The sequence below is a fragment of the Streptomyces sp. NPDC057137 genome, from assembly GCF_042670825.1.
In the GTDB taxonomy this organism is placed as follows: domain Bacteria; phylum Actinomycetota; class Actinomycetes; order Streptomycetales; family Streptomycetaceae; genus Streptomyces.
In genome coordinates, this window is the sequence record NZ_JBHUUW010000028.1 from 20720 (window position 1) to 46295 (window position 25576).

The 25576-nt window shown below is 70.8% G+C and carries 20 protein-coding genes; 9 read left to right on the plus strand and 11 right to left on the minus strand.

Annotated elements, in window-relative coordinates; all coding sequences use genetic code 11:
• The first annotated feature begins 11 nt into the window (after nt 1-11).
• Together cofD and ACFT9I_RS22055 are read left to right on the plus strand one after the other, a co-directional pair.
• Nucleotides 12-980, plus strand: coding sequence for a 2-phospho-L-lactate transferase (gene cofD / locus ACFT9I_RS22050; protein WP_382566625.1), 969 nt, complete (start codon nt 12-14; stop codon nt 978-980).
• Nucleotides 977-2308: a coenzyme F420-0:L-glutamate ligase gene (locus ACFT9I_RS22055; protein ID WP_382566627.1), complete on the plus strand. Its 1332-nt coding sequence runs from the start codon at nt 977-979 to the stop codon at nt 2306-2308. Before cofD ends, ACFT9I_RS22055 begins: the two co-directional genes overlap by 4 nt.
• A gap of 30 nt (nt 2309-2338) precedes the next feature.
• Here ACFT9I_RS22055 and ACFT9I_RS22060 read toward each other — a convergent pair whose 3' ends face one another.
• The 3 genes from ACFT9I_RS22060 to ACFT9I_RS22070 all read right to left on the minus strand — a co-directional run bounded on the left by ACFT9I_RS22060 (nt 2339) and on the right by ACFT9I_RS22070 (nt 6120).
• Nucleotides 2339-3352, minus strand: a complete 1014-nt coding sequence (locus ACFT9I_RS22060) for a DNA-3-methyladenine glycosylase family protein (RefSeq protein ID WP_382566629.1) — start codon at nt 3350-3352, stop codon at nt 2339-2341.
• Between the two features lie 324 nt (nt 3353-3676).
• Nucleotides 3677-4759 carry a sugar phosphate nucleotidyltransferase gene (locus ACFT9I_RS22065; protein WP_382566631.1) on the minus strand — a complete coding sequence of 361 codons (1083 nt, stop codon included), beginning with the start codon at nt 4757-4759 and terminating at the stop codon, nt 3677-3679.
• A gap of 62 nt (nt 4760-4821) precedes the next feature.
• Entirely contained in the window at nt 4822-6120 is a 1299-nt protein-coding gene (locus ACFT9I_RS22070; protein ID WP_382566633.1) for a peptidoglycan recognition protein, read from the minus strand.
• Between the two features lie 137 nt (nt 6121-6257).
• Between ACFT9I_RS22070 and ACFT9I_RS22075 the strand changes: the two genes are divergently transcribed.
• From ACFT9I_RS22075 to ACFT9I_RS22090, 4 genes are all read left to right on the plus strand, one after another.
• Nucleotides 6258-7022: a TIGR03089 family protein gene (locus tag ACFT9I_RS22075; RefSeq protein ID WP_382566634.1), complete on the plus strand. Its 765-nt coding sequence runs from the start codon at nt 6258-6260 to the stop codon at nt 7020-7022.
• A 205-nt stretch (nt 7023-7227) separates the two neighbouring features.
• Nucleotides 7228-8775: an LCP family protein gene (locus tag ACFT9I_RS22080; RefSeq protein WP_382566635.1), complete on the plus strand. Its 1548-nt coding sequence runs from the start codon at nt 7228-7230 to the stop codon at nt 8773-8775.
• Nucleotides 8776-9003: 228 nt separating this feature from the next.
• Complete coding sequence (locus ACFT9I_RS22085; protein ID WP_382566637.1) at nt 9004-10890, plus strand: LCP family protein; 1887 nt, start codon at nt 9004-9006, stop codon at nt 10888-10890.
• Nucleotides 10891-10971: 81 nt separating this feature from the next.
• Nucleotides 10972-12723 carry an LCP family protein gene (locus tag ACFT9I_RS22090; protein ID WP_382566638.1) on the plus strand — a complete coding sequence of 584 codons (1752 nt, stop codon included), beginning with the start codon at nt 10972-10974 and terminating at the stop codon, nt 12721-12723.
• A gap of 116 nt (nt 12724-12839) precedes the next feature.
• On the opposite strand, the gene ACFT9I_RS22095 is transcribed toward ACFT9I_RS22090, so the two are convergent.
• Nucleotides 12840-13868, minus strand: a complete 1029-nt coding sequence (locus ACFT9I_RS22095; protein WP_382566640.1) for a glycosyltransferase family 2 protein — start codon at nt 13866-13868, stop codon at nt 12840-12842.
• A 349-nt stretch (nt 13869-14217) separates the two neighbouring features.
• On the opposite strand from ACFT9I_RS22095, the gene ACFT9I_RS22100 reads away from it, so the two are divergent.
• On the plus strand, nt 14218-15609 hold the full coding sequence (locus tag ACFT9I_RS22100) for an LCP family protein (protein ID WP_382566642.1): 1392 nt from the start codon (nt 14218-14220) through the stop codon (nt 15607-15609).
• A gap of 33 nt (nt 15610-15642) precedes the next feature.
• Here ACFT9I_RS22100 and ACFT9I_RS22105 read toward each other — a convergent pair whose 3' ends face one another.
• Entirely contained in the window at nt 15643-16191 is a 549-nt protein-coding gene (locus ACFT9I_RS22105) for an acyl-CoA thioesterase (protein ID WP_382566644.1), read from the minus strand.
• A gap of 129 nt (nt 16192-16320) precedes the next feature.
• Here ACFT9I_RS22105 and ACFT9I_RS22110 point away from each other — a divergent pair, with 129 nt between their 5' ends.
• Entirely contained in the window at nt 16321-17592 is a 1272-nt protein-coding gene (locus tag ACFT9I_RS22110; RefSeq protein ID WP_382566645.1) for an LCP family protein, read from the plus strand.
• Between the two features lie 67 nt (nt 17593-17659).
• Here the strand turns inward: ACFT9I_RS22110 and ACFT9I_RS22115 are convergent, their stop codons facing one another.
• Nucleotides 17660-18163, minus strand: coding sequence for a DinB family protein (locus tag ACFT9I_RS22115; protein ID WP_382566647.1), 504 nt, complete (start codon nt 18161-18163; stop codon nt 17660-17662).
• Nucleotides 18164-18274: 111 nt separating this feature from the next.
• Nucleotides 18275-19447 carry an acyl-CoA dehydrogenase family protein gene (locus ACFT9I_RS22120; protein WP_382566649.1) on the minus strand — a complete coding sequence of 391 codons (1173 nt, stop codon included), beginning with the start codon at nt 19445-19447 and terminating at the stop codon, nt 18275-18277.
• A 185-nt stretch (nt 19448-19632) separates the two neighbouring features.
• On the opposite strand from ACFT9I_RS22120, the gene ACFT9I_RS22125 reads away from it, so the two are divergent.
• A complete protein-coding gene (locus tag ACFT9I_RS22125) occupies nt 19633-20979 on the plus strand; it encodes a UDP-glucose dehydrogenase family protein (protein ID WP_382566651.1) in 1347 nt (448 codons plus the stop codon).
• Nucleotides 20980-21021: 42 nt separating this feature from the next.
• Here the strand turns inward: ACFT9I_RS22125 and ACFT9I_RS22130 are convergent, their stop codons facing one another.
• The 4 genes from ACFT9I_RS22130 to ACFT9I_RS22145 all read right to left on the minus strand — a co-directional run bounded on the left by ACFT9I_RS22130 (nt 21022) and on the right by ACFT9I_RS22145 (nt 25476).
• Nucleotides 21022-22182: a dipeptidase gene (locus ACFT9I_RS22130; RefSeq protein WP_382566652.1), complete on the minus strand. Its 1161-nt coding sequence runs from the start codon at nt 22180-22182 to the stop codon at nt 21022-21024.
• A gap of 431 nt (nt 22183-22613) precedes the next feature.
• On the minus strand, nt 22614-23807 hold the full coding sequence (locus ACFT9I_RS22135; RefSeq protein WP_382566720.1) for a dipeptidase: 1194 nt from the start codon (nt 23805-23807) through the stop codon (nt 22614-22616).
• 8 nt (nt 23808-23815) lie between these two features.
• The gene (gene purE / locus ACFT9I_RS22140) at nt 23816-24340 is read right to left on the minus strand and encodes a 5-(carboxyamino)imidazole ribonucleotide mutase (RefSeq protein ID WP_382566654.1); all 525 of its coding nucleotides are present in this window, start codon (nt 24338-24340) and stop codon (nt 23816-23818) included.
• The gene (locus ACFT9I_RS22145) at nt 24337-25476 is read right to left on the minus strand and encodes a 5-(carboxyamino)imidazole ribonucleotide synthase (RefSeq protein WP_382566656.1); all 1140 of its coding nucleotides are present in this window, start codon (nt 25474-25476) and stop codon (nt 24337-24339) included. The genes purE and ACFT9I_RS22145 overlap by 4 nt, the downstream gene beginning before the upstream one ends.
• Nucleotides 25477-25576 lie beyond the last annotated feature (100 nt).

A 25576-nucleotide genomic window follows, 5' to 3' on the forward strand; every position in this document is an offset into this window, starting at 1 on the left:
AACTGCACAGCATGCGCATTGTGGTTCTGGCCGGCGGTATCGGTGGTGCCCGTTTCCTGCGTGGCCTCAAACAGGCCGCGCCGGACGCGGACATCACGGTGATCGGCAACACCGGTGACGACATCCATCTGTTCGGGCTGAAGGTCTGCCCGGACCTCGACACGGTGATGTACACCCTCGGGGGTGGCATCGATGAAGAGCAGGGCTGGGGGCGCGAGGGCGAGACGTTCCAGGTCAAGGCGGAGCTCGCGGCGTACGGCGTGGGGCCCGAGTGGTTCGGCCTCGGCGACCGCGACTTCGCCACCCACATCGTCCGCACACAGATGCTGGGCGCCGGTTATCCGCTGAGCGCGGTCACCGAGGCGCTCTGCGCGCGCTGGAAGCCCGGGGTGCGGCTGCTGCCGATGTCCGACGACCGCGTCGAGACACACGTCGCCGTCGACGTGCCGGACAGCCCCACCGGCGAGCGCAAGGCCGTGCACTTCCAGGAGTACTGGGTGAAGATGCGCGCCTCCGTGGAGGCCCACGCGGTCGTGCCCGTCGGCGCCGACCAGGCCAAGCCGGCGCCCGGCGTGCTGGAGGCCGTCGCCCAGGCCGACGTCATCCTCTTCCCGCCGTCCAACCCCGTCGTCAGCATCGGCACGATCCTGGCCGTGCCGGGGATCCGCGAGGGCATCGCCGACGCCGGGGTGCCGGTCGTCGGGCTCTCGCCGATCGTCGGGGACGCGCCCGTACGCGGCATGGCCGACAAGGTCCTCGCGGCGATCGGCGTCGAGTCGACGGCCACCGCCGTGGCGCAGCACTACGGTTCGGGGCTGCTGGACGGCTGGCTGGTCGACACGGTGGACGCGGCCTCCGTCACGGAGATCGAGGGCGCGGGAATCCGCAGCAGGGCCGTACCGCTGATGATGACGGACCTGGCCGCGACCACCGCGATGGCGCGTGAGGCGCTGGCGCTGGCCGAGGAGGTGCGGACGTGACGTCCTACGAAGCGTCCTACGAAGGCGATCCCGAGGCTCTGTCGTACAGCGTGCGGGCGCTCGAAGGGCTGCCGGAGGTTCGCGCGGGGGACGATCTCGCGAAGCTGATCGTCTCGGCGGGGCCCGGTCTGGCCGACGGGGACATCCTCCTCGTCACGTCGAAGATCGTGTCCAAGGCCGAGGGCAGGATCGTCGAGGCGCGGGACCGCGAGGCGGCGATCGACGCGGAGACCGTCCGCGTCGTCGCGCGGCGCGGACCGCTGCGGATCGTGGAGAACCGGCAAGGTCTGGTGATGGCCGCGGCCGGTGTCGACGCGTCCAACACCCCTTCGGGGACGGTGCTGTTGCTGCCCGAGGACTCCGACGCCTCGGCCCGCGCGATCCGGGACGGGCTGCGGGACGCGCTGGGCGTGGACGTCGGTGTGATCGTCACGGACACCTTCGGCCGACCCTGGCGCAACGGGCTGACGGACGTCGCGATCGGCGCGGCGGGAGTGCGGGTCCTGGACGATCTGCGCGGCGGTACGGACGCGCACGGCAATCCGCTGAGCGCGACGGTCGTCGCTCTCGCCGACGAACTGGCCGCCGCGGGCGACCTGGTGAAGGGCAAGGCCGCCGGACTGCCGGTGGCGGTGGTGACCGGACTGGCCCGGCTGGTGGGCGAATCACCGGACGGCGCGCGGGCGATGGTGCGGGTCGCGGCCGACGACATGTTCCGGCTCGGGACGTCCGAGGCGGTACGGGAAGCGGTCACCCAGCGGCGTACGGTCCGGGAGTTCACCGACGAGCCGGTCGATCCGGGCGCGGTGCGCCGCGCGGTCGCCGCCGCCGTGACGGCGCCGGCGCCGCATCACACGACGCCGTGGCGGTTCGTCCTGCTGGAGTCGCCCGAGTCGCGCGTCCGGCTTCTCGACGCGATGCGGGACGCGTGGATCGCGGACCTGCGCCGCGACGGCAAGTCGGAGGAGTCCGTGGCCAAGCGGGTGCGGCGCGGGGACGTGCTGCGCGCCGCGCCGTATCTGGTGGTGCCGTGCCTGGTGGCGGACGGCGCGCATACGTACGGGGACGAGCGCCGCGACACGGCAGAGCGCGAGATGTTCGTGGTCGCGACGGGCGCCGGTGTGCAGAACTTCCTCGTGGCGCTGGCGGGTGAGCGGCTCGGCTCCGCGTGGGTGTCGTCGACGATGTTCTGCCGCGATGTCGTACGGGACGTGCTCGAACTGCCCGCGAACTGGGACCCGATGGGCGCGGTGGCGGTCGGGCACGCGGCGGCGGAGCCGAGGAGCAGGCCGGGGCGCGCGCCGGAGGACTTCATCGAGGTGCGGTGAGCACGGCTCCGGCGGCGCGCGCCACAGGCTCTACAGGTGGGCGATTCGGCCGACGGGCATGCGGGGGGCGCGGCGTGGTGGCGTACGGCCCGTGAGGAGGATGAGCCGTACGGCGCGGTGGCGCTGCCCGGCGTACGGCTCCAGCAGTTCGAGCATCCCGGCGTCGTCGGTGTCGGGGCGGCCGGCGAGCGCGTAGCCGATGATGCCCGGCAGATGGAGGTCGCCCACGGTGACGGCGTCCGGGGCGCCGTTCGACCGCTGAAGTACTTCGGCGGAGGTCCACGGGCCGATGCCGGGGATCAACTCCAGTCGGGCGGCGGCGAGTTCGGGCTCCATGGCGGCAGCCTCCTCCAGCCGGCGGGCGACGCGGACCGCGCGCACGATGGTGTCGGAGCGCTTGGAGTCGACGCCGGCCTTGTGCCACTCCCAGGACGGGATCATGGCCCAGGTGCGGGGGTCGGGCATGACGTACATGCCGCGGTCGCGACGGCCGTCGGGTGAGTCGCCGTACGGGCCGGGCGCGGGCTCGCCGTACTTCCGTACGAGATGGCGCCAGGAGCGGTTCGCCTCGATCGTCGTGACCTTCTGCTCCAGGACCGACGGGATCAGCGACTCCAGGACGAGGCCGGTACGGCACAGGCGCAGGCCGGGGCGGCGGCGCTGGGCCGCGGCGAGGAGCCGGTGGCGCGGGACGAAGGCGGCGGGGTCGTCCGACGCGCCGAGCAGCTCGGGCAGCCGCTCCAGCAGCCAGTCGGCCCCGGGGCCCCACGCCTCGGCGCGCACGCCCCCGTCGCCGGCCCTGACCCGCAGGGTGCCGGGCCCGGCGGGCGTCCGGGTGGCGCGGACGGCGGAGCCGTCGGAGGCGGTACGGAAGGTGGGGTCGGCGGGGCCGCGGCGGAGGGGCCCGAGGACGAGCCCCAACTCGAAGGCGTCGCCCGGCGGGGTCCAGAGTCGGGTCTTCGCGGTCTCGCCGCTGCCGTCGCCGCCGGTCCGGGGGACGGGCAGGGCGGTCGTACAGGTTCGGGGGGCGAAGCGGCCTGCCACAGGGGTCCTCGGGGGTCGGGGTCTGTGACGAGGGTAGGCGGTGCCGGAGCGGGGCCTCTCCCCTACCCCGCCCCTTCCCGAAACCGGGGGCAGGCCCCCGGACCCCCGTGCCGGGGCGGTTACGCGGCGCCGTGAACGATCCGCAGGGCCGGAGCCGACGCACCGGCCCTCCGGGCGGTCCGGAGCTTCCGGGGCGCACCCCTCCCGGGCCCCCGTGCCGGGGCGGTTACGCGGCGGGCGGGCGTTTGTCCTCAATCGCCGGACGGGCTCAGTACGGCCGCCGGGCGGGCTCAGTGAGCCCGTCCGGCGATCGAGCGACAAGCGCTACTCGTCCGACGAGAAGCGGATCGAGGCGGGCGGGAGTGTGACGTCGCACCAGACGCGCGCCCCGGCGCGCAGTTCGTTGTCCGGGCCCACCGTCGCGCCGTCGCCGATCACCGCGCCCGACAGTGCCGTACGGGCCCCCACGCGCGCCCCCGCGCCCACCAGGGAGTCCGTGATGACCGCCCCGGGGCCGATCACCGCGTTGTCCAGGATCGCGCTGCCCGAGATACGGGCGCCCTCCGCGATCACCGCGCCCGCGCCGATCACCGTGCCCGCCGTGAGCTTCGCGTCCGGGGCGACCGTGGCCGTCGGGAGGACGAGGCGGTCGCCGCAGCGGCCGGGGACAGCGGGCGACGGGGCCACGCCCAGGACCAGGTCCGCCGAGCCGCGCACGAAGGCCTGGGGGGTGCCCAGGTCCAGCCAGTACGTCGAGTCGACCATGCCCTGCAGATGCGCCCCCGACTCCAGCAGGCCCGGGAACGTCTCGCGTTCCACCGACACCGGGCGGCCGGCCGGGATCGAGTCGATCACCGAGCGGCGGAAGACGTACGCCCCCGCGTTGATCTGGTCGGTGACGATCTCCTCCGGTGTCTGCGGCTTCTCCAGGAACGCCGTGACCCGGCCGTCGTCGTCCGTCGGCACCAGCCCGAACGCCCTCGGGTCGTCGACCCGTGTCAGATGCAGCGAGACGTCCGCCCCCGACGACGCGTGGGTGTCGACCAGCGCGCCGATGTCGAGGCCCGTCAGGATGTCGCCGTTGAAGATGAGCACCGGGTCGTCGGGTCCGGAGTCCAGCCGGGAGGCGACGTTGCGGATCGCGCCGCCGGTGCCGAGTGGCTCGTGTTCGGTGACGTACTCGAGGCGCAGGCCGAGCGACGAGCCGTCTCCGAAGTACGGCTCGAACACCTCGGCCAGATACGACGTCGCGAGGACGATGTGCTCGACCCCGGCGGCCCGCGCCCGTCCCAACTGGTGTGCGAGGAACGGGACGCCGGCCGCCGGGACCATCGGCTTTGGCGTGTGCACCGTGAGCGGCCGGAGCCGGGTGCCCTTGCCGCCGACCAGGAGGATCGCTTCAGTCACCTTGTTCGTCTCTGCTTCCTGCTGGGGACGACGGTCCCCCGTGCAGGGGGTGACCAGCCAGTCTAGGAGCGTCCCTGATACTTCGCGGCGGATACGCGCACCGCGCCCAGCTTGCTGTACAGCCTGTTGCCGGGGCAGTCGGTCACGAACCCGTCCCGGTGGCCCGAGATCGCGTTCATGCTGACCTTCTTGCCCTTCTTGTATTTGTTGCTCCCCGCCGACGTCAGCGTCACCTTGCCCTTGGGGTTGATCCCGTGCAGCCCGAGCTTCCAGGCCGCGAGCTTGGCGACCGCCGTCGTGACGGCCGCGGGCGGGTTGGTCGTCGAGTACGACCCGAGGACGGCGATGCCCGTGCTGTTCGTGTTGAAACCGAGAGTGTGAGCGCCCATGACCGGCTTCGTCACGCCACCGGCGCGCCCCTCGTAGATGTTTCCGCACTTGTCGATGGCGAAGTTGTAGCCGATGTCCCGCCAGCCGCTGCTCGTCACGTGGTAGCGGTAGATACCGCGAATGACGGAGGGCGCCTGCTTGCAGGTGTAGTTGTTGCCCGTCGCGCTGTGATGGACGAAGGCGGCCTTCACCGTCTTCGTGTAGCCGAGCTGCCTCTCGCGCAGCTTCTCGTTCGCGCCCCATCCCTTGCGCGAGATGATCTTCGGGCGCGGGGCCTTGTACGGCTTGGCGACGGCGCCCGTGGCGCTCCCCGCCCCCGTGGTCGCCTTGCCGGAGTCGGCTGAGCCGGCGGAGTCGTCGGAGTCCGTCGGGACGGCCTGGCCCCGGGAGGCGTCGGCCTCCGTCACCGGCAGTTGCTCCGGCGCCTCCCCCGGGTCGACCAGTTCCAGGCTCAGTCCGTGCGGCAGCGACGCGCGGGCGGGGCGGGTGTCCGGGTCGGCGTCGGGGTTGTCGTGCCCCTGGACCCGTACCTGGACACCGTCCGACGCCCCGACCCACAGCGGCGCCGTCGAGCCCCGCACGGTGCCGGAGTCGCGTTCCGACGTACCGAGGTCGGCGCCGTGCTCGGCGTTGTGCGTCTCCAGGTCCTGCCAGCCGGACCAGTCGCCCGTTTCGGCGGACCGGTTTCTGACCTGGACCGAGCCGTTGAGTTCGGCGTCGGCGTCGTCCCAGACGACACCGACGAGCGAGAAGGGTTGGACGTCCCGCTGGGGCAGCCCCTGCTCGGTGGCGACACCGGAGGAGCGTTCGGACCCGAGCGGGATCAGTGGCAGCGACTCCGTGGAGCCCGGCACGGGTGAACCCGTCCGAGCGTCCCGGGGAGCCGCCGCAGCCCCGGAGGGCAGGGAGAGCGGGAGTACGAGTGCCGCGGCACAGGCGACGCCGATCGAGGAAGACAGGAATGCACGCATATCCCGATCGTGCGGCCGGCCGGCCGGGCCCGCCTTCCGGGAGCACCCGCGGAAACTGACGGGCCATCGGACCAACCGGTGGACGGCGTCACCGGTACGGCGGTGTGCGCCCGGTCGCCCCGCGTACCCTTGCCCACGTGAACGCCAGCGACCGCACCCCCGCCGACCTGCTGCGATCCGCCCTCGCCACGGATCCGGTCCGCCCCTTGGTCACTTTCTACGACGATGCCACCGGTGAACGCGTGGAATTGTCCGTGGCCACCTTCGCCAATTGGGTGTCCAAGACCGCCAACCTCCTCCAGGGCGACCTCGCCGCCGCGCCCGGCGACCGGCTCGCGCTTCTGCTGCCCGCGCACTGGCAGACCGCGGTCTGGCTGCTCGCCTGCTCCTCGGTCGGGGTGAGCGTCGAGATCGGCGGCGACCCGGCCGGCGCGGACCTCGTCGTCACCGGTCCCGACACGCTGGACGCCGCCCGCGCCTGCCGGGGCGAGCGGCTGGCGCTCGCGCTGCGCCCGCTCGGCGGCCGCTTCCCGCAGCCGCCCGACGGCTTCACCGACTACGCGGTGGAGGTGCCCGGCCAGGGCGACCGGTTCGCCCCGTTCGAGCCGGTGGACCCGGACGCGCCCGCGCTCGTCGTCGCCGGTACGGAACTGACGGCGGCCCAGATCGTCGAGCGGGCCCGCGCCGACGCCACGGCCCTCGGCCTGACGGCCCCCGGCGCCCGGCTGCTGTCCGGCAGGCCGTACGACACCTGGGACGGTCTCTCGGCCGGGCTGTACGCGCCGCTCGCGGCGGGCTCGTCGGTGGTGCTGTGCCGCAATCTGGACCGGCTGCCGGCGGACGGACTGGCCAAGCGGATCGAGAGCGAGCGGGTCACCGGCACGGCCGACGGCACGGCGTAGGAGGACGGTGTCAGGGGACGGCGTACGAGGTACGTGACCACCTCCCGCGGCGACACGGTGACCTGATGGTCCGACGGGTTCCGGCGTGGAACGCCACCTCCGGTAGATGATCGTCGGTAGATCTAGTTCAGTGCACAACCAAGCGCGCGGTTCAGCCGTCTACCCCTGAAACCGGCGGAGCCGTGCGCCGCCGACGCCATGAAGGATGGACTCCGCCGTGACCGACAGTGCTGGCACGCCGCCCGAACCGGACCCCCGGGCAGAGGACGAGCCGCCGACCGCGTCGCCCGGGTCCGACGGCGACACGACCGCGAACGACAGTGGCAACGGAAGCAAGAAGAAGGGACCGGGGAAGGGGAAGGGCAAACCGAAGGGCGGGGCCAAGGCCGGTTCGAAGAGCGAGCCGAAGGCCGCACCGTCCGAGCCCTCCGAGCCCTCCGAGCCGTCCGAGGCCACGGCAGACGGCGCAGACACGGCAGACGCGGCAGACGTGACGGGCCGGAGTGACGAGCCCGTAGCCGCCGCCTCCGTCGTCCCCAAGGCCGAGGCCGTCGCGATCCCCGACGGCGCCGACCCCGAAGACCCCGACCTCGACCCCGCCGCCCCGCGCAAACGCCACTGGCTCCGCTGGACCGCGCTCGCCACCTCCGTCGTCGTCCTCGTCGCCGCCGGTGTCGGCTGGTGGTTCTACCAGAAGCTCGACAGCAACATCACCACGGACACGACCGCCGCGGCGGAGCTGCGGACGTACGAGAAGGAACGCCCCAAACCCATCGCCGTCGACGCGAAGAACATCCTTCTCATCGGCTCCGACACCCGCTCGGGCGCGGGCAACGGCAAGTACGGCCGCGACGACGGCGGCTCGCAGCGCTCCGACACCACGATCCTGCTGCACCTCGCCGCCGACCGGCAGAGCGCGACCGCCATCTCCATCCCGCGCGACCTGATGGTCGAGATCCCGAGCTGCCAGACCTCGGACGGCAGACGCTCCAAGAAGCAGTCAGCGCAGTTCAACTGGGCGTTCCAGTTCGGCGGCGCGGCGTGCTCGATCCGTACGGTCGAAACGCTCACCGGCATCCGCGTCGACCATCACATGGTGATCGACTTCAGCGGCTTCAAGGACATGGTGGACGCGGTCGACGGCGTCGAGGTCTGCCTCAAGAAGCCCGTCGACGACGTCGACGCGCATCTGAAGCTGCCCGCCGGCAAGCAGACCCTCACCGGTGAGGAGGCCCTCGGTTTCGTACGGGCCCGCAAGACCATCGGCGACGGCAGCGACACCGAACGCATGGAGCGCCAGCAGCAGTTCCTCGGTTCGCTCGTCAGGAAGGTGCAGAGCAACGGTGTTCTGCTCAATCCCACGCGGCTGTATCCGGTACTGGACGCGGCGACCAAGTCTCTGACGACCGACCCCGGTCTTAATACCCTCCGGGATCTGTACGACCTGGCGCGGGGCCTGCGGAACGTACCGACGGAAAAGGTTCAGTTCCTGACCGTACCGCGACAGCCTTATGTGAATGACCCGAACCGTGACGAGCTGGTACAGCCGGACGCCGGGCGCCTGTTCACGCAGTTGCGCAAGGACGAGCCCGTTTCGGTCGTGTCGGCCGAGGAGAAGCAGGCCGAGGAGAACACACAGCGTGACGGGGGAAGTTCGAAAACGGATGGAAAGCCGGACGACACGGGACCGTCGAGTGCCACTCCGACTCCGACTTTCCCGGGCACAAATGCCGCCGCGGGCCTGTGTGAGTAAAGGCAATACCAAGGACTGGTCGGCAGTCTATGACGATTGGGCAGATTGCCCCCTTGTAAGAGGAGTCGAATTTGTCACTGGCGTCGCTGGACGCTGAACTGGGCGGATAGTGTGACGCGATCCGGTACATCGGTCGGACCGAGAGGTCGCGCACTGCCGGATCGAAAGACCGAGCGCCTTTGGGGGAAGAGGCGCTTCGCGTGGCACCGACGGAGGACTCAAGCAACCGTGGATGCGCATAGCCGTGGCCAGTCGGACGGGATCGACCCCGCCGACCAGTGGGTACTCAACCCGCAGACCGGCAATTACGAATTGCGACTGAACCACTCCGAAGGGCAGTCGTCCGCCCCTTCTCGCGATGCGGGAAACGGGCAGGGCGCCCCTCGCCGGTCCAGAAACGCGCCACCCACGGACGGTGCGCCGCAAGGCCGTTCCGGCAGAGACCGCAGGGCGCCCGGCGCCGCGGGAGCGGGCGCCGGTGCGAGTGCGGGTACGGGTACCGACGGCGCGGCCGACGACGCGGGGGCGCGTGTTCCCCGCGCCCGTAACTCCTCAGGTTCCACCGGCGCTTCGGGTACGTCCCGGCGGGACGTACCCGGCCAGCGTGGCCGCCGCGCCGCGAACAACGCCGACGCCGCGTCCGCCGCAGCGGGCCGCCGTAAGCGCAAGGCGCCGCCCAAGTCCCGGAAGAAGAAGATCCTCGGCTGGACGGGCGGCATCACGGCGTTCGTCCTCATCGGCGGGGCCGGCGCCGCCTATTACGTGTACCAGGACCTCAACAACAACATCAACACGATCGATGTCGAGGGCGCGGGCAGCGGCGGCTTCAAGAAGGACCAGGCCGTCAACATCCTGGTGATCGGCACCGACAAGCGCACCGGGGCCGGCAACGAGGGCTACGGCGACAAGGCGAGCGTCGGCCACGCCGACACCACGTTCCTCTTCCATGTCTCCAAGGACCGGACGAACGCGACCGCGCTCTCCATCCCCCGCGACCTGATCACCGACATCCCGGACTGCGAGACGAACACCGAGGAAGGCAAGAAGATCGTCCCCGGCGAGCAGGGCGTCCGCTTCAACACGAGCCTCGGCCAGTCCGAGCGGGACCCGGGCTGCACGATGCGTACGGTCACGGAACTCACCGGGCTGAAGGTCGATCACTTCATGATGGCCGACTTCAACGCGGTGAAGACGCTGACGACCGCGGTCGGTGGCGTCGAGGTGTGCGTCGCCAAGGACGTCGACGACCCCGACTCCCATCTGAAGCTGAGCAAGGGCAAGCACGTCATCGAGGGCGAGCAGGCTCTCGCCTTCGTCCGTACGCGGCACAGCTTCGGCAACGAGAGCGACCTGGACCGGATCCAGACCCAGCAGCAGTTCCTGAGTTCGCTGATCCGCAAGATGAAGTCCAGCGAGACGCTCACCAGCCCCACGAAGCTGTGGGACCTGGCGTCGGCGGCGACGAAGGCGCTCACGGTCGACACGGGTATCGGCAGCATCCAGAAGCTCAGCGACCTCGGCAAGGAAATGGCCAAGGTCAACCCGAAGAACATCACCTTCACCACGCTGCCCGTGATAGACAACCCGGCCGAAGTCGTGAAGGCGACGGTCGTGGTGAACGAGGCGCAGGCGAAACCGCTGTTCGCGATGATGCAGAGCGACACCTCTCTCACCGAGGTGAAGCAGAAGGAGAAGGACGCCAAGAGCAAGCAGGCGGCGCTTCTCAAGGGAACCAAGGCGGCCGCCGCCGATGTCAGGGTCGATGTGTTCAACGGCGGCGGGCCGCAGGGTTCTGCCCAGGAGACTCTCGCCTGGCTGCAGAACGAGGAAGGCGTACCGAAGTCCACCAACAAGGGCAACGCGCCTGCGGAGTTGGACAAGACGTCACTGGAGTACGCGCCGAACCAGGCCGACCAGGCCCGCCGTCTCGCGGACATGATGGGCCTGCCCGCCACGGCGATGAAGCCGGGCAAGGAGGACGCCGAGGGGCTGGAGGCGATGACGCTGACCCTCGGGGCGGACTTCAAGGGCGCGGGGGTGCCCATCACCGGTCCGGCGAAGGCGCCGGAGGGCGTACAGAAGGTGGAAGCGGACAAGCAAGTGTGCGCCAAGTGAGACCGGCTCCGGTATGCCCGGAACGCCGGCTCACGCGGAGCGCTTGAGCGACAGGGGTAGGGGCACGGGGTGGGGCAGAGCATGCACAGACATGGGACGCGACAAAGTGTCCCGCACGCCGGTGAGTTGGGCTGGGACGACAGTCTGTACGAGGACGACGGCGCGGGCGGCGCGAGCGCTGCCGGCGGTCCTGACGGCTCGTCAGGCGGCGACGCGAACGCCGGGTCCGGCTCGGACGACGGCTCCAGTTCCGGTTCCGGCGACGGCACAGGCTCCGGCTCCGGCTCCGGCAGGAAGGGAAGAGGCCGTCCCCGCCGCAACGGCGCACGCCCACGCAACCGGCGCGGCAAGCGCCGAATACTGCGCTGGGTCTCCTCCGTCCTCGCCCTGCTGATACTCGGTACGGCCGGCGCCGGATACCTCTACTACCGTCATCTCGACGGCAAGCTCAAGAAGGAAGACCTGACGCTCGGCGACAAGCCGATGGCCGACCACAAGGCCAACTCCGCGGGCCAGACCCCGCTCAACATCCTGCTCATCGGCTCCGACGCCCGTGACACCAAGGCGAACCAGGACCTGGGCGGCGCGAAGGAGACCTTCGGCGGCGCGCCTCTGGCCGACGTACAGATGCTGCTCCATGTCTCGGCCGACCGCAGCAACATGTCGGTCGTCAGCATGCCGCGCGACACCATGCTGAAGATGCCCAAGTGCACGGACCCGGACACCAAGAAGGTCTACCCGGCGAGCACGGGCAACATACAGACCAACGCCAGCCTGGGGCGCGGGGGTCCCGGCTGCACGGTGGCCACCTGGTACGAGCTGACCGGCATCACCATCGACCACTTCATGATGATCGACTTCGCGGGTGTGGTGTCGATGGCCGACGCCATCGGCGGCGTGCCGGTCTGCGTCGAGGAGAACGTCCACTCACGCAACGCCGAGGGCAAGGGCTCCGGGCTGAAGCTGGAGAAGGGCGAGAACATCATCCAGGGCGAGCAGGCCCTCCAGTGGCTGCGTACGCGCTACGGCTTCGAGGACGGCAGCGACCTGGCCCGTACCCACGCCCAGCACATGTACATGAACTCGATGGTCCGCGAGCTGCGCAAGGGCGCCAAGCTGACCGACCCCGGAAAGCTGATGAGCCTCGCCGAGGCGGCCACCGACGCGCTGACGGTCGACAAGGGCATCGACGGCGTCAGCAAGCTCTACGGCCTGGCGGAAGAGCTCAAGAAGGTCCCCACGAAGCGCATCACGATGGCGACGATGCCGAACGTGTACGGCACGGGCACCGAGGCCGGGCGGGTGTTCCCGAAGCCGGGCGACGCCGACCAGCTGTTCACCATGGTCCGCGACGACGTGCCGCTCGACGGCAAGGCGTCCAAGCGCAAGCCCCCGGCCGAGTCCAAGGACCCGGCGGCGGCCCCGGCGGACACCGGGGTGCTCGTACGCAACGGCACGGGCAGCGACACGCAGGCGCCGACGCCGCAGCGGGCCACCGCGGTGGCGGGGCTGCTCGTCGGCAAGGGCTACCCGAAGGCCGTGTCGGACGCCACGCTCGATCCCACCGCGCGTACCGAAGTCCTCTACCCCAGCGCCGACTTGGAGGGTGACGCGCAGGCGGTCGCCAAGTCCCTCGGCATTCCGGTCACTTCGGCGAAGAAGTCGACGGACGTGTCGGGTGTGACGCTGGTCGTGGGCGCCGACTGGCGTACGGGTGACACGTACCCGAAGGCGGCGGCGAAGGACGAGAACAAGACGCCGGACACGGCGCGGGCGCTCAACGGGGCCGACGAGAGCAAGTGCATGGAGATCCAGCCCGGCTTCACCTGGTAGCCGGGAGGCCGCGTACGAGAAGGAGCCCCGGGCGCGTCGCCCGGGGCTCCTTCCGTACTGCAACCTGTCGTACGTCGCTCTCGTACGTGGCTCTCGTACGTACGTAACCGCCTTGCTCAGGCGTTCTGTTGGACCGCCGGGCGGCGGCTCGCGATGACCTTCTTGGCGAGCGAGCGCGGGCTGGTCAGGAAGCCGACCCCCCACGACATGTGCATCGTGGCGAGCGCGAGCGGGATCTGGAGCCGTGCCTTGAGGGGCAGGCCCTTGCCCGCGGGTATCGAGCCCGCGACGATCGCGGCGAGATAGCCGACGGGGACGATCAGCGCCAACGGCGTGAAGGCCAGGCCGACGACGATGCCCGCGGCGTTGGCGCAGACCGCGACCGGCGGCGCGAGGTAGCGCAGATTGATCGAGCCCGAGTGGAAGCGGGCGACGACATGGCGCCAACGGCCGTAGTCCTTGTACTGCTTGGCGAGCGCCCGGACGGACGGCCGCGGCCGGTACTGGACCCGCAGCTCGGGCGAGAACCAGATCTGGCCGCCGGCCTCCCGGATCCGGAAGTTCAGCTCCCAGTCCTGGGCGCGGATGAACTCCTCGTTGTAGCCGTCCTGTTGCTCCAGCGCGGCCCGTCGGAAGACACCGAGATACACGGTCTCGGCGGGGCCCGCCTTGCCGCCCGTGTGGAAGGCCGCGTTGCCGACGCCGATCTTGGAGGTCATCGCCGCGGCGACGGCGTGCTCCCAGTCGGTCTCGCCCTCGGCGTGCATGATGCCGCCGACGTTCTGCGCGCCCGTCTCCTCCAGGAGCCGTACGGCGGTCGCGATGTAGTTCGGCGAGAGCATGCCGTGGCCGTCGACGCGTACGACGACGGGGTGCTTGGACGCCTTGATGGCGGCGTTGAGCGCCGCCGGCGTGCGGCCGGTGGGATTGGGCACGGTCTGCACGCGGGCGCGGGCGTCCGCCGTCTCGCGTACGAGTTCGGCCGCGATCTCGTCGGTACGGTCCGTGGACGGGCCGAGTGCGATGACCACTTCCATCTCGCCGTCGTACTCCTGCTCCAGGATGTGCTGGACGGAGTTCCTCAGATGCCGTTCCTCGTCGAGGACCGGCATGATCACGGAGACGGCGGGGGGCTGGGCAGGCATGTGGTCCTTCGGGCGTCAGGGAGACGGGTTACTCGAACGCCACGTTACCGCGAATGGGGGACTGCGACGCGCGTCGGGCGGGCTCAGCGCAAGGCTGCTGATCGTATGGGCCTACGTTGCGTCCCTCGGCCGCCCTTCGCCCCGTAACCCGGCAGTCCAGTCGTTCCCGTCACCCGCGGAGGTGTCCCCCGTGCCCACACCACCCCGCTCCCCCCGGCCCCGGCCTGCCGGCCGGCCGAGACCGTCGCAGACCGGCGTCCGGAACACCCAGAACGCCCGGAGCACCGGGAACGTCCGAAAGGCCCGGACGGTTCGCGGCCGACGACGGAACGGGCGGCCCCGCTGGGGAATGCGGGTGGCCACGACCCTCTCCGTACTGGTGCTCGGCGCCGGCGGCATCGGCCACGCGATCGTGACGAGTCTCGACACCGGAATCGGCCGGGTCGACCCGTTCAAGGACATGAAGAACCGCCCCGACGGGGGCCATGGCATGAACATCCTCCTCGTCGGCACCGACGGCCGCGACAAGATCACCAAGGAGGAGCGGCAGAAGTACCGGCTCGGCGGCGCCCCTTGCCGCTGCACCGACACGATCATGCTCGTGCACATCTCGGAGGACCGGGAGCGCGCGAGCGTCGTGAGCCTGCCGCGCGACAGTTACGCGGAACTGCCGTCGCACACCGACGGAACCACCGGCGACAAGCACGGACCCCACCCGGTGAAGCTCAACGCGGCGTATTCGGAGGGCGGCCCGCATCTGACGGTCAGGACCGTCGAGAGCATGACGGGCGTGAAGATCAACCACTATCTGGAGGTCGACTTCACCAGCTTCATGAAGACGGTCGACTCGCTCGGCGGGGTGGAGATCTGCACCGCCAAGCCGCTGAAGGACTCGCACACCGGCCTCGACCTCAACCCCGGGACACACAAGCTGGACGGCGGTCAGGCGCTCCAGTACGTACGGTCCCGCTATCTCGACGGCTCGTCCGACCTCGGCAGGATGCAGCGCCAGCAGCGCTTCATGGCGGCGCTGATCAAGCAGGCGACCAGCAGCGGTGTGCTGCTGAACCCGGTGAAACTCCGCGGGGTGACCTCGACCATGCTCGACTCGGTCCGGGCGGACAAGGGCTTCGGTACGGAGGAGATGCTGGCGCTCGGCGAGGCGATGCGCGACTTCACCCCGGCGTCGTCGGAGTTCACGTCGGTGCCGGTCACCGCCGGTGGCTTCCCGGTCAAGGGCATCGGCTCGACGCTGAAGTGGGACCCGGTGAAGTCGAAGAAGCTCTTCCGGGCGCTGCGCGAGGACAAGCCGCTGACGCCGCCGTCCCCCGGGGGTCGGCGCGGGCCGCAGGGGCCGAAGCGGCCGCCGGCCTCGATGGTCGAGGTGTCGCCGCAGCAGATCAGGGTGCAGGTCTACAACGCGACGCGGCGGGACGGACTGGGCCAGCGCGTCGACGGCGCCCTGCGCGGGACCGGCTTCAACACGACGCGGGCGCCGCTGAACCACACGGGCCCCGAGGTGTCGCGTACGCAGGTGCTGTTCGACCCGCGCTGGGACCGTTCGGCGAAGTCCCTGGCGACGGCGCTGCCGGGCTGTGAGCTGCGGCCGGTGCCCCGGCAGGGCGCGACGCTGAAGGTGATGGCGGGAACGGACTACAAGGCGGTGCGGTCGGTGCGGGCGGAGGACGCGCACCAGGGCGAGTTCGGGGCTGTCACGGGTGACCAGGTGGTGTGCCCGTAACGACGGACGGGACCTCGTCGGCCGTCGATGCGATCAGTCGTCGATGCCGTCGGCGACGCGCTTCTCGCGCAGTTCCTTGATCGCGCGCCGCCGGGCGAGCCGGTGCGTACGCCGGATCTGCGCCTCCTGGTAGCGCCGCTTGTCGCGCTCGGTCTCCGGGATCACCGGCGGTACGGGACGGGGCTTGCCCTCCGCGTCGACGGCGGCGAAGACGAGATAGGCGCTGCCGACCTGCTGGGCGGGGGTCGACTCGTTCCAGCGCTCGGCGAGCACGCGTACGCCGACCTCCATGGAGGACCGGCCGGTCCAGTTGACCTGGGCCTTCACATGGACCAGGTCCCCGACCCGTACCGGCTCCAGGAAGACCATCTCGTCCATGGACGCGGTGACCGCGGGCCCTCCCGAGTGCCGGCCCGCGACCGCGCCCGCCGCGTCGTCGACGAGCTTCATGATCACGCCGCCGTGCACCGTGCCGAGGAGGTTGGTGTCACTGCCGGTCATGATGTGGCTGAGCGTGGTGCGGGACGCCGAGGTGGGCTTACCCGGAATATCTGTCTCGGGGCGGACGGCCTGGTCTGTCATGCCCTCCACCCTATGCGGGGGTCCGTCACGGGTCGTCACGGGTCGCATTGCATCAGCTTGGCAACAGGCATGCTGTGATTTTCCTCCACCCCTGTATGCGCGACACCTCCGAGCCGCACACTGGTCGGCATGAACGATGGATGGAACGGCGACCGCGCTGACCGTGGCGGCGAGCGTTACGGACGCGGCAGCGCGGGCGCGCAGCCCGAGGGCGCGCGCGCCATGCCCCACGTGCAGCGGCGCGCCGTCCCCCAGCAGCCGTCGCAGGGGTACGACGAGGGGTACGACCCGCCCCCGTACAACAGCGACTACAACACGGGTCAGGTCTACGGCACCCCGGCCGACCGGGGCCGGGGCGGGCCGCCGAGCGTGCCCCCGCAGGGTTCGTACAACAACGGCGGGGGATACCCCCCGGACCACGCACCGGACTGGCGGCGCCGTATCAAGATCACCGCGATCTCAGTGGTTGTCGTCGTGCTCACCGTCTCCATAGGCACGTACTTCTGGGCCGACTCCAAGCTCAAGCGCGAGGTCGATCTCTCGAAGGTCATCGAGCGGCCGGATTCGGGTGACGGCACGAACTATCTGATCGTGGGTTCCGACAGCCGTGAGGGCATGTCCGACGAGGAGAAGAAGGACCTCCACACGGGCAGCGCGGAAGGCAAGCGCACGGACTCGATGATGATCCTGCACGACGGCTCGAACGGCCCGACGCTGGTCTCGCTGCCGCGCGACTCGAACGTGACGATCCCGTCGTTCCGCGGCTCGGAGTCCGGGAAGATGTTCCCGGCCACCGGCCGGGAGACGAAGCTCAACGCCACGTACGCGACGGACGGGCCCGAACTGCTCGTCCGCACCGTCGAGTTCAACACCGGACTGCGCATCGATCACTACGTCGAGATCGGCTTCGCGGGCTTCGCCAACATCGTGGACGCGATCGGCGGTGTCGAACTCGACATCCCGAAGGCCTTCAAGGACGAGAAGTCGGGCGCCGACTTCCAGGCGGGCAAGCAGACGCTGGACGGCGAGCAGTCGCTGGCGTTCGTCCGCACGCGGTACGCGTTCGCGGGCAGTGACCTGGACCGTACGAAGAACCAGCAGAAGTTCCTGGCGGCCCTGGCCTCGCAGACGGCCACGCCGGGCACGATCCTCAACCCGTTCAAGCTCTACCCGACGCTGGGCGCGGGCCTGGACACCCTGATCGTCGACAAGGACATGTCCCTCTGGTCGCTGAGCCAGATGTTCTTCGCGATGAAGGGCGTCACGGGCGGCGACGGTACGTCGATGAACATCCCGATCTCGGGCAGCAAGGGCGGGAACCTGGTCTGGGACAAGGCCAAGGTCAAGAAGCTCGTGGAGCAGCTCAACAACGACGAGAAGGTCACGGTCACCTCGAACTGAGACCGGGGCCGGGCCGGCGGCGTCGGCCCATGGCTTGAGCCGGGCCATGGCTTGAGTCGGCGGGCGGTCACTCCTGGGGAAGCTCCGGGTGATCGCCCGTCGTCCCGTCGATCAGCTCCCGCACGATGTCCATGTGGCCCGCGTGCCGCGCCGTCTCCTCGATCATGTGGATCAGGACCCACCGCATGGTGACGACCCTGCCGTCCCACGCCGTGCCCGTGTCCTCCAGGCCGGTCTCGTGGATGGCCAGGTCGGCGGCGACGCGGGCGCGGGCGTAGAAGGCCAGGATGTCGGCGGTGGACTCGTCCGGCGCGACGGTCATGTCCTCGGTCTCGGTGTCGAACCAGAATGGCTCGCTCGCCCGCCCGAACGGCGCGCAGAACCAGCCGTACTCCACGGTCGCGAGGTGCTTCACGAGCGACAGCAGGTTGGTGCCGGAGGGCGTCACGGCCCGCCGCAGGGCCTCGTCGTCCAGCCCGTCGAGCTTCCACACGACGACATCCCGATGCCGGTCGAGGGCGGCGTACAGGCTGTCCTTCTCGCTGCCGGTGTGCGGAACGGATCTGATCATGCCGGGAAGGTAGCAGCGCCCACCGACAACGGCCCTTGGTTGTCCACCGGACGCCCCGGCCCGCCCCGCCCCGACTTCCCGGGCCGGGGCGTTCACATGCGGCCGTGCCCCTTACGGCAGGTTGCGGGCCATCACGATCCGCTGGACCTGGTTCGTGCCCTCGTAGATCTGGGTGATCTTGGCGTCGCGCATCATCCGCTCCACCGGGTAGTCGCGCGTGTAGCCGTAGCCGCCGAGGAGTTGGACCGCGTCCGTCGTGATCTCCATCGCCACGTCCGAGGCGAAGCACTTGGCCGCGGCGCCGAAGAAGGTCAGCTGTTCCTTGTCGCCGCCGTCGGAGACGCGCTGGGAGCGGGCCGCCGCGGAGTAGGTGAGCTGGCGGGCCGCCTCCAGCTTCATCGCCATGTCCGCGAGCATGAACTGGACGCCCTGGAAGTCGCCGATCGGCTTGCCGAACTGCTTGCGCTCCTTGACGTAGCCCGCCGCGTAGTCGAGCGCGCCCTGGGCGATGCCGAGGGCCTGGGCCGCGATCGTGATGCGGGTGTGGTCCAGGGTCTTCATCGCCGTCGCGAAGCCCGTGCCCTCGGCGCCGATGAGGCGGTCGGCCGGGATGCGGACGTTGTCGAGGTAGACCTCACGGGTCGGGGAGCCCTTGATGCCGAGCTTCTTCTCCGGGGCGCCGAAGGAGACGCCCTCGTCGCCCTTCTCGACGACGAACGCCGAGATGCCCTTGGTACGGAGGCCGGGGTCGGTGACGGCCATCACCGTGTAGTAGTCGGAGACGCCGGCGTTGGTGATCCAGCGCTTCACGCCGTTGAGTACGTAGCTGTCGCCGTCCCGTACGGCCTTGGTCTTCATGCCGCCGGCGTCCGAGCCCGCGTCGGGCTCGGAGAGGCAGTACGAGAACATTCCGTCGCCCTTGGCCAGCGGCCCGAGGTACTTCTTCTTCAGGTCCTCGCCGCCGGAGAGGATGACGGGCAGCGAGCCGAGCTTGTTCACCGCCGGGATCAGGGAGGACGACGCGCAGGCGCGGGCGACCTCCTCGATGACGATCACGGTGGCCAGGGCGTCGGCCCCGGCGCCGCCGTACTCCTCGGGGACATGGACCGCGTGCAGATCGGCGGCGACCAGCGCGTCGAGCGCCTCCTGCGGGAAGCGCGCCTCCTCGTCGACCGCGGCGGCGAACGGCGCGATCTTCGCCTCGGAGAGGGCGCGTACGGCGTCACGGAGCATGTCGTGCTCCTCGGACGGGCGGTACAGGTCGAAATCAGCCGATCCGGCCACGGTCTTTCACTCCCCTGAATGCTAACTACCGTTAAGTAACCCTAATTTTAGAGGGCTGGGGCGCCGTCGGCGTACGTGAGTTTCCCGACAGCTCCCGCACCTTGCCCCTGAGGCGCCCGAAAGGGGGTCCGAGCGGCGCGGCTATGCTCGGGCACCGCATCCCGACCGCACTCCCAGGAGCACCCATGGCCCTCAAGATCACTGTGATCGGTACCGGCTACCTCGGCGCCACCCACGCCGCGGCCATGGCGGAACTGGGCTTCGAGGTACTCGGGCTCGACGTCGTCCCCGAGAAGATCGAGATGCTGTCGGCGGGCAAGGTCCCGATGTACGAGCCCGGCCTGGAGGACCTGCTGCGCAAGCATGTCGCCGGCTTCGAGGGGTCGAGCGGCCGACTGCGCTTCACCTCCTCCTGGGAGGAGATCGGCGCCTTCGGCGACGTCCACTTCGTCTGCGTGAACACCCCGCAGAAGCACGGCGAGTACGCGTGCGACATGAGCTACGTGGAGAGCGCCTTCGACTCGCTGGCCCCGCAGCTGGGCCGGGCGGCGCTGGTGGTCGGCAAGTCGACCGTGCCCGTCGGCAGCGCGGAGCGCCTCGCACGGCGGCTGACCGAGCTGGCGCCCGCGGGCGAGGACGTCGAACTGGCGTGGAATCCGGAGTTCCTGCGGGAGGGCTTCGCCGTACAGGACACGCTCCACCCGGACCGGATCGTCGTGGGCACGGAGAGCGAGCGCTCCGAGAAGCTGCTGCGCGAGGTGTACGCGACTCCGATCGGCGAGGGGTCGCCGTTCATCGTGACGGACTTCCCGACCGCCGAGCTGGTCAAGACCGCCGCGAACTCCTTCCTCGCCACCAAGATCTCCTTCATCAACGCGATGGCCGAGGTCTGCGAGGCGGCCGGCGGCGACGTGGTGAAGCTGGCGGAGGCCATCGGCTACGACGAGCGCATCGGGAAGAAGTTCCTGCGCGCCGGGATCGGCTTCGGCGGCGGCTGTCTGCCCAAGGACATCCGGGCGTTCATGGCGCGGGCGGGCGAGCTGGGGGCGGACCAGGCGCTGACGTTCCTGCGCGAGGTCGACTCGATCAACATGCGGCGCCGGGGCCACATGGTGGAGCTGGCGCGCGAGGCGGTCGGCGGCGACTCGTCGTTCCTCGGCAAGCGGGTCGCGGTGCTGGGCGCCACGTTCAAGCCGGACTCGGACGACGTACGGGACTCCCCCGCGCTGAACGTCGCCGGTCAGATCCATCTCCAGGGCGGTCAGGTGACCGTGTACGACCCGAAGGGCATGGACAACGCCCGTCGGCTCTTCCCGACGCTGGGCTACGCCGAGTCCGCGCTGGAGGCGGTGCGCGGCGCCGATGTCGTCCTGCACCTCACCGAGTGGCGCGAGTTCCGCGAGCTGGACCCCGCGGAGCTGGGCGGGGCCGTGACGCGGCGGCTGATCCTCGATGGGCGCAACGCGCTGGACCCGGCGGTGTGGCGCGGCGCCGGCTGGACGTACCGGGCGATGGGGCGGCCGAGGGCCTGACCTGCCCCGTATCCAAACGGCCTGACCGGCCCCCGTACACAACTACCGGCGGGCGCCGTCCAGTTCCTCGATCGTCGCCGTCGACGCGGAACGGCGCTGCTGGGCGGCGCGCGCGATGAACTCCGTGTCGCGCAGCACCCGGGCCGCGTTGCCCCACGTGAGATCGGTGATCGCGGTGTCGTCCCAGCCGCGGTCGAGCAGTTCGGTGATCAACCGCGGGTAGCACGAGGTGTCTTCGAGGCCCTGGGTGTGGGGCGCGTCCGCCTCGCGGCCGTACGTCCCCGAGAGGCCGACGCACTCCGCCCCGGCCACGTCCCGTACCCGCTCGACATGGTCCGCGACGGCGGAGACGGACGGACCGCCACCGTCCCGGGTCGTCTGTTCGGGCGCGAAACTCACCATGCAGACACCGCTGTTGGCGCCGAGCAGGCTCAGGATCTCGTCGGAGACGTTGCCGTTGGCCGGGCCGTCGGTGAGGGCGCGGGCGGCGGAGTGGGAGAACATCGCCGGGGCCTTGGTGACGGCGAAGGTGGCGCGCGCCGTCTCGTCGGACGCGCCGGACAGGTCGATGACGACGCCGAGCCGGTTCAGCTCACGCACGGCCTCCTGGCCGAAGCGGGTGAGCCCGTCGTCCGCCCAGCGCGCGCCTGCCAGTGCGAGGGCGCGCACACCAAGGAAGTGGAGCGCGCGGAGCGTGGCGAGCGAGTCGCCCATCGCCGGGCCCGAGACGGGGCCGAGGAGCGAGGCGACGCGGCCGCAGTTGCGCGCGTCGGCCAGGTCTCCGGCGCCGAGCGCGATACGCAGGCTCTCCGGGCTGGACGTAATCAGGTCCCGTACGAGATCGATCAGCTCCAGCGTGGTGCTGACCGCCCGGCCCTCGCGGGCCGCTTCGGCGTCGACGTGGAGCGACCAGAACTGCGCGCCGAGCGCGCCCGCCCGGATCCGCGGCATGTCGGTGTCGAGGAAGGTCTCGCCCTGGTCGAGATCGTGGGCGTGGTTGGCGCCGCGGCGGCGCAGCAGGGTCGGGGCGAGGCTGTTGTGGCCGTCGACGACGGGGTGCGCGGCCAGCAGCGCGCGGGCGCGCTCGGCGGACGACACGGGCGCCGCGGTGGTGGCGGGCGCCTGCGGATGCGGCGGCGCGTCCAGATCGCCGACGGCGGCTGTCGAATCCGTGTCGTAGGGGTCGTCCTGAAGGTCGGCCATGACAGGGCTCCGTGGGGTGCGACGGCAGTAGAGCCACCGTGCCACGGGCGGGCGGAGGGGTCGCGGCGGGCGGGCCGTTCGGGGGTACGGGCGGTGGCCCGGGAGCTGGGCGGAGCGGGTCGTGGTCGCCCAGGGGGTGTCTTGTCGATCGGGCCGGATCAGGGAGCGCCCGCCGCGGCAGCGGCCGATGTCTCGTTGGTGCGTCGACCGCAAGGCGGAGGAGCGAGGCATGGCGGAGCCATGCCGACCGACGACAACGGAGGGGGCGTGCGTGCCAGGGACCGCGAGCCCGGCAAGCTCGGCCTACGACGGGGAGGGCCGGCCCGGCCCGGGTACCCGGGCCGGCAAGCAGGCGTGCGGCCGGCGCTCCCGACCGCGTACCCAGGTGCCGGACGCGCTCGCAGCCCGCCCCCGTACAGCCGCTCAGCCGCTCAGCCGTCCAGTTCCTCGATCGTCGCCGTCGACGGGCCCCGCTCCGCCCGCAGCCCGCGCGCCACGTCCTCCGCGCCGCGCAGTACCCGTACCGCGTTGTGCCACGTCAGCTTCGACAGGTCCTCGGGCGACCAGCGGCGGGCGAACAGTTCCGCGACCAGGTTCGGGTAGCCCGCCACGTCCTCCAGGCCCTCCGGCGTGAACGCCGTGCCGTCGAAGTCGCCGCCGATGCCGATGTGGTCGATGCCCGCGACCTCGCGCATGTGGTCCAGGTGGTCGGCGACCGTCGCCGCCGTGGCCGCGGGGCGCGGGTTGGCCTCCTCGTAGGCCCGCTGGATCCTCATCCCTGACTCGGTCGTGTCCAGCGGGTGCGCGCCGTGCTCGCGCATGTTCTCGTCGGCGGCCTTCGTCCAGGCGATCGCCTCGGGAAGGATGAACTTCGGTACGAAGGTGGCCATCGCCACTCCGCCGTTGGCCGCCAGCAGCTCCAGCACGTCGTCCGGGATGTTGCGCGGGTGATCGCAGACGGCCCGCGCGGAGGAGTGCGAGAAGAGGACGGGCGCGGCGGAGGTCGCGAGCGCGTCGCGCATCGTCGTGGCGGCCACGTGCGAGAGGTCGACCAGCATGCCGGTGCGGTTCATCTCGCGTACGACCTCGTGGCCGAAGGGCGACAGGCCGCCCACGCCCGGCTCGTCGGTCGCCGAGTCCGCCCAGGCGAGGTTGTCGTTGTGCGTGAGCGTCATGTAGCGCACGCCCAGGGCGTACAGGGCGCGCAGCGTGGCGAGGGAGTTGTTGATGGAGTGGCCGCCCTCGGCACCCATCAGGGAGGCGATCCGGCCGGTGCGGCGGGCGTTCTCCATGTCGTCGGCGGTGCGCGCGGCGGCGAGGTCGTCGGAGTAGCGGGCGATCATGCGCCCGACGACGTCGATCTGCTCCAGGGTCGCGCTGACCGCCGTGTCGCCGGCCATGTCGGAGCGTACGTACACCGACCAGAACTGCGCCCCCACGCCGCCCGCCCGCAGCCGCGGGATGTCGGTGTGCAGGTGCGCCGACTGGTCGTCGGCGATGTCGCGTCGGTCGAGGTCGTAGCGGACCTGCTCGCGCAGCGCCCACGGGAGGTCGTTGTGCCCGTCGACCACGGGAAAGTCTTCGAGCAGTTCGCGGGCCTGCTCCAGATAGTCCTCGGCGCCCATGGTGGCCCTCACTTCCCGAAGCCGAAGGCGTCGTGGCCCGCGACCTTCGTACGGAGGCGTTTGCCCTTTTCCGTCGCCTGTTCGTTCAGGTGCTGCAGAAAGTCCTTCATACGGGTCTGCAGCTCCGGGTCGCCGGCCGCGAGGATCCGCGCGGCCAGCAGACCGGCGTTACGGGCTCCTCCTACGGAGACGGTGGCGACCGGTACGCCCGCCGGCATCTGGACGATCGACAGGAGCGAGTCCATGCCGTCCAGGTACTTCAGCGGTACGGGGACCCCGATGACCGGCAGCGGTGTGACCGAGGCCAGCATGCCCGGCAGATGGGCCGCGCCGCCCGCGCCCGCGATGATCGCCCTGAGGCCGCGTCCGGCGGCCTCCTCGCCGTACGCGATCATCTCGCGCGGCATCCGGTGCGCGGAGACGACGTCGACCTCGTACGGGATCTCGAACTCGTCGAGCGCCTGGGCGGCGGCCTCCATGACGGGCCAGTCGGAGTCCGACCCCATGACGACGCCGATGAGGGGAGAGCTCATGTGGTGATCGTTCCTCGGAGGTATCCGGCGGCGTGGCGGGCGCGCTCCAGCACGTCGGCCAGGTCGTCACCGTAGGTGTTGACGTGGCCGACCTTACGGCCGGGCTTCACGTCCTTGCCGTACATGTGGATCTTGAGCTGCGGGTCGTGGGCCATGCAGTGCAGATACGCCGCGTACATGTCGGGGTAGTCGCCGCCCAGCACGTTGCACATGACCGTCCACGGCGCGCGCGGGCGCGGGTCGCCGAGCGGCAGGTCGAGCACGGCCCGTACGTGGTTGGCGAACTGCGAGGTGATCGCGCCGTCCTGCGTCCAGTGGCCGGAGTTGTGGGGGCGCATGGCCAGCTCGTTGACGAGGATCCGGCCGTCGGCCGTCTCGAACAGCTCGACGGCGAGATGGCCGACGACACCCAGCTCGGCGGCGATCCGCAGCGCGAGCTGCTGGGCCTCGCCGGACAGTTCCTCCGAGAGGCCGGGCGCGGGCGCGATGACGGTGTCGCACACGCCGTCGACCTGTCGGGACTCCACGACGGGGTACGCGACGGCCTGGCCGTGCGGCGAGCGCACGATGTTGGCGGCCAGCTCCCGGACGAAGTCGACCTTCTCCTCGGCCAGGACGGGAACACCGGCGCGGAAGGGCTGCTCGGCGTCGTCCTCCGATCGGGCGAACCACACACCCTTGCCGTCGTAGCCGCCGCGCACCGTCTTGAGGATGACGGGGAAGCCGCCCACTTCGGCGGCGAAGGCCGCGACATCGGCGGCGTCGGTGACGATGCGGTGGCGCGGGCAGGGCGCGCCCAGCTCGGTGAGCCTGGCGCGCATCACGCCCTTGTCCTGCGCGTGCACGAGGGCGTCGGGGCCGGGGCGTACGGGGATGCCGTCCGCCTCCAGGGCGCGCAGATGCTCGATCGGCACATGCTCGTGGTCGAAGGTGATCACGTCGCAGCCGCGCGCGAAGGCGCGCAGCGTCTCCAGGTCGCGGTGGTCGCCGACGACCACGTCGCCCACCACCTGCGCCGCGGAGTCCTGTGGGGTCTCGCTGAGGAGCTTGAATCTGAGGCCGAGGGGGATGCCCGCCTCGTGGGTCATACGGGCGAGCTGACCGCCGCCGACCATGCCGACTACCGGGAACGTCACAGACCCAGGGTATCCGTCGCGGGGCCCGGGGCGGTCCGCCGACTGCCGGCCTGGGCCGGTCCGGTGGTTACAGTGGGTCGGTCGGCGCCGTCGTGGCGCC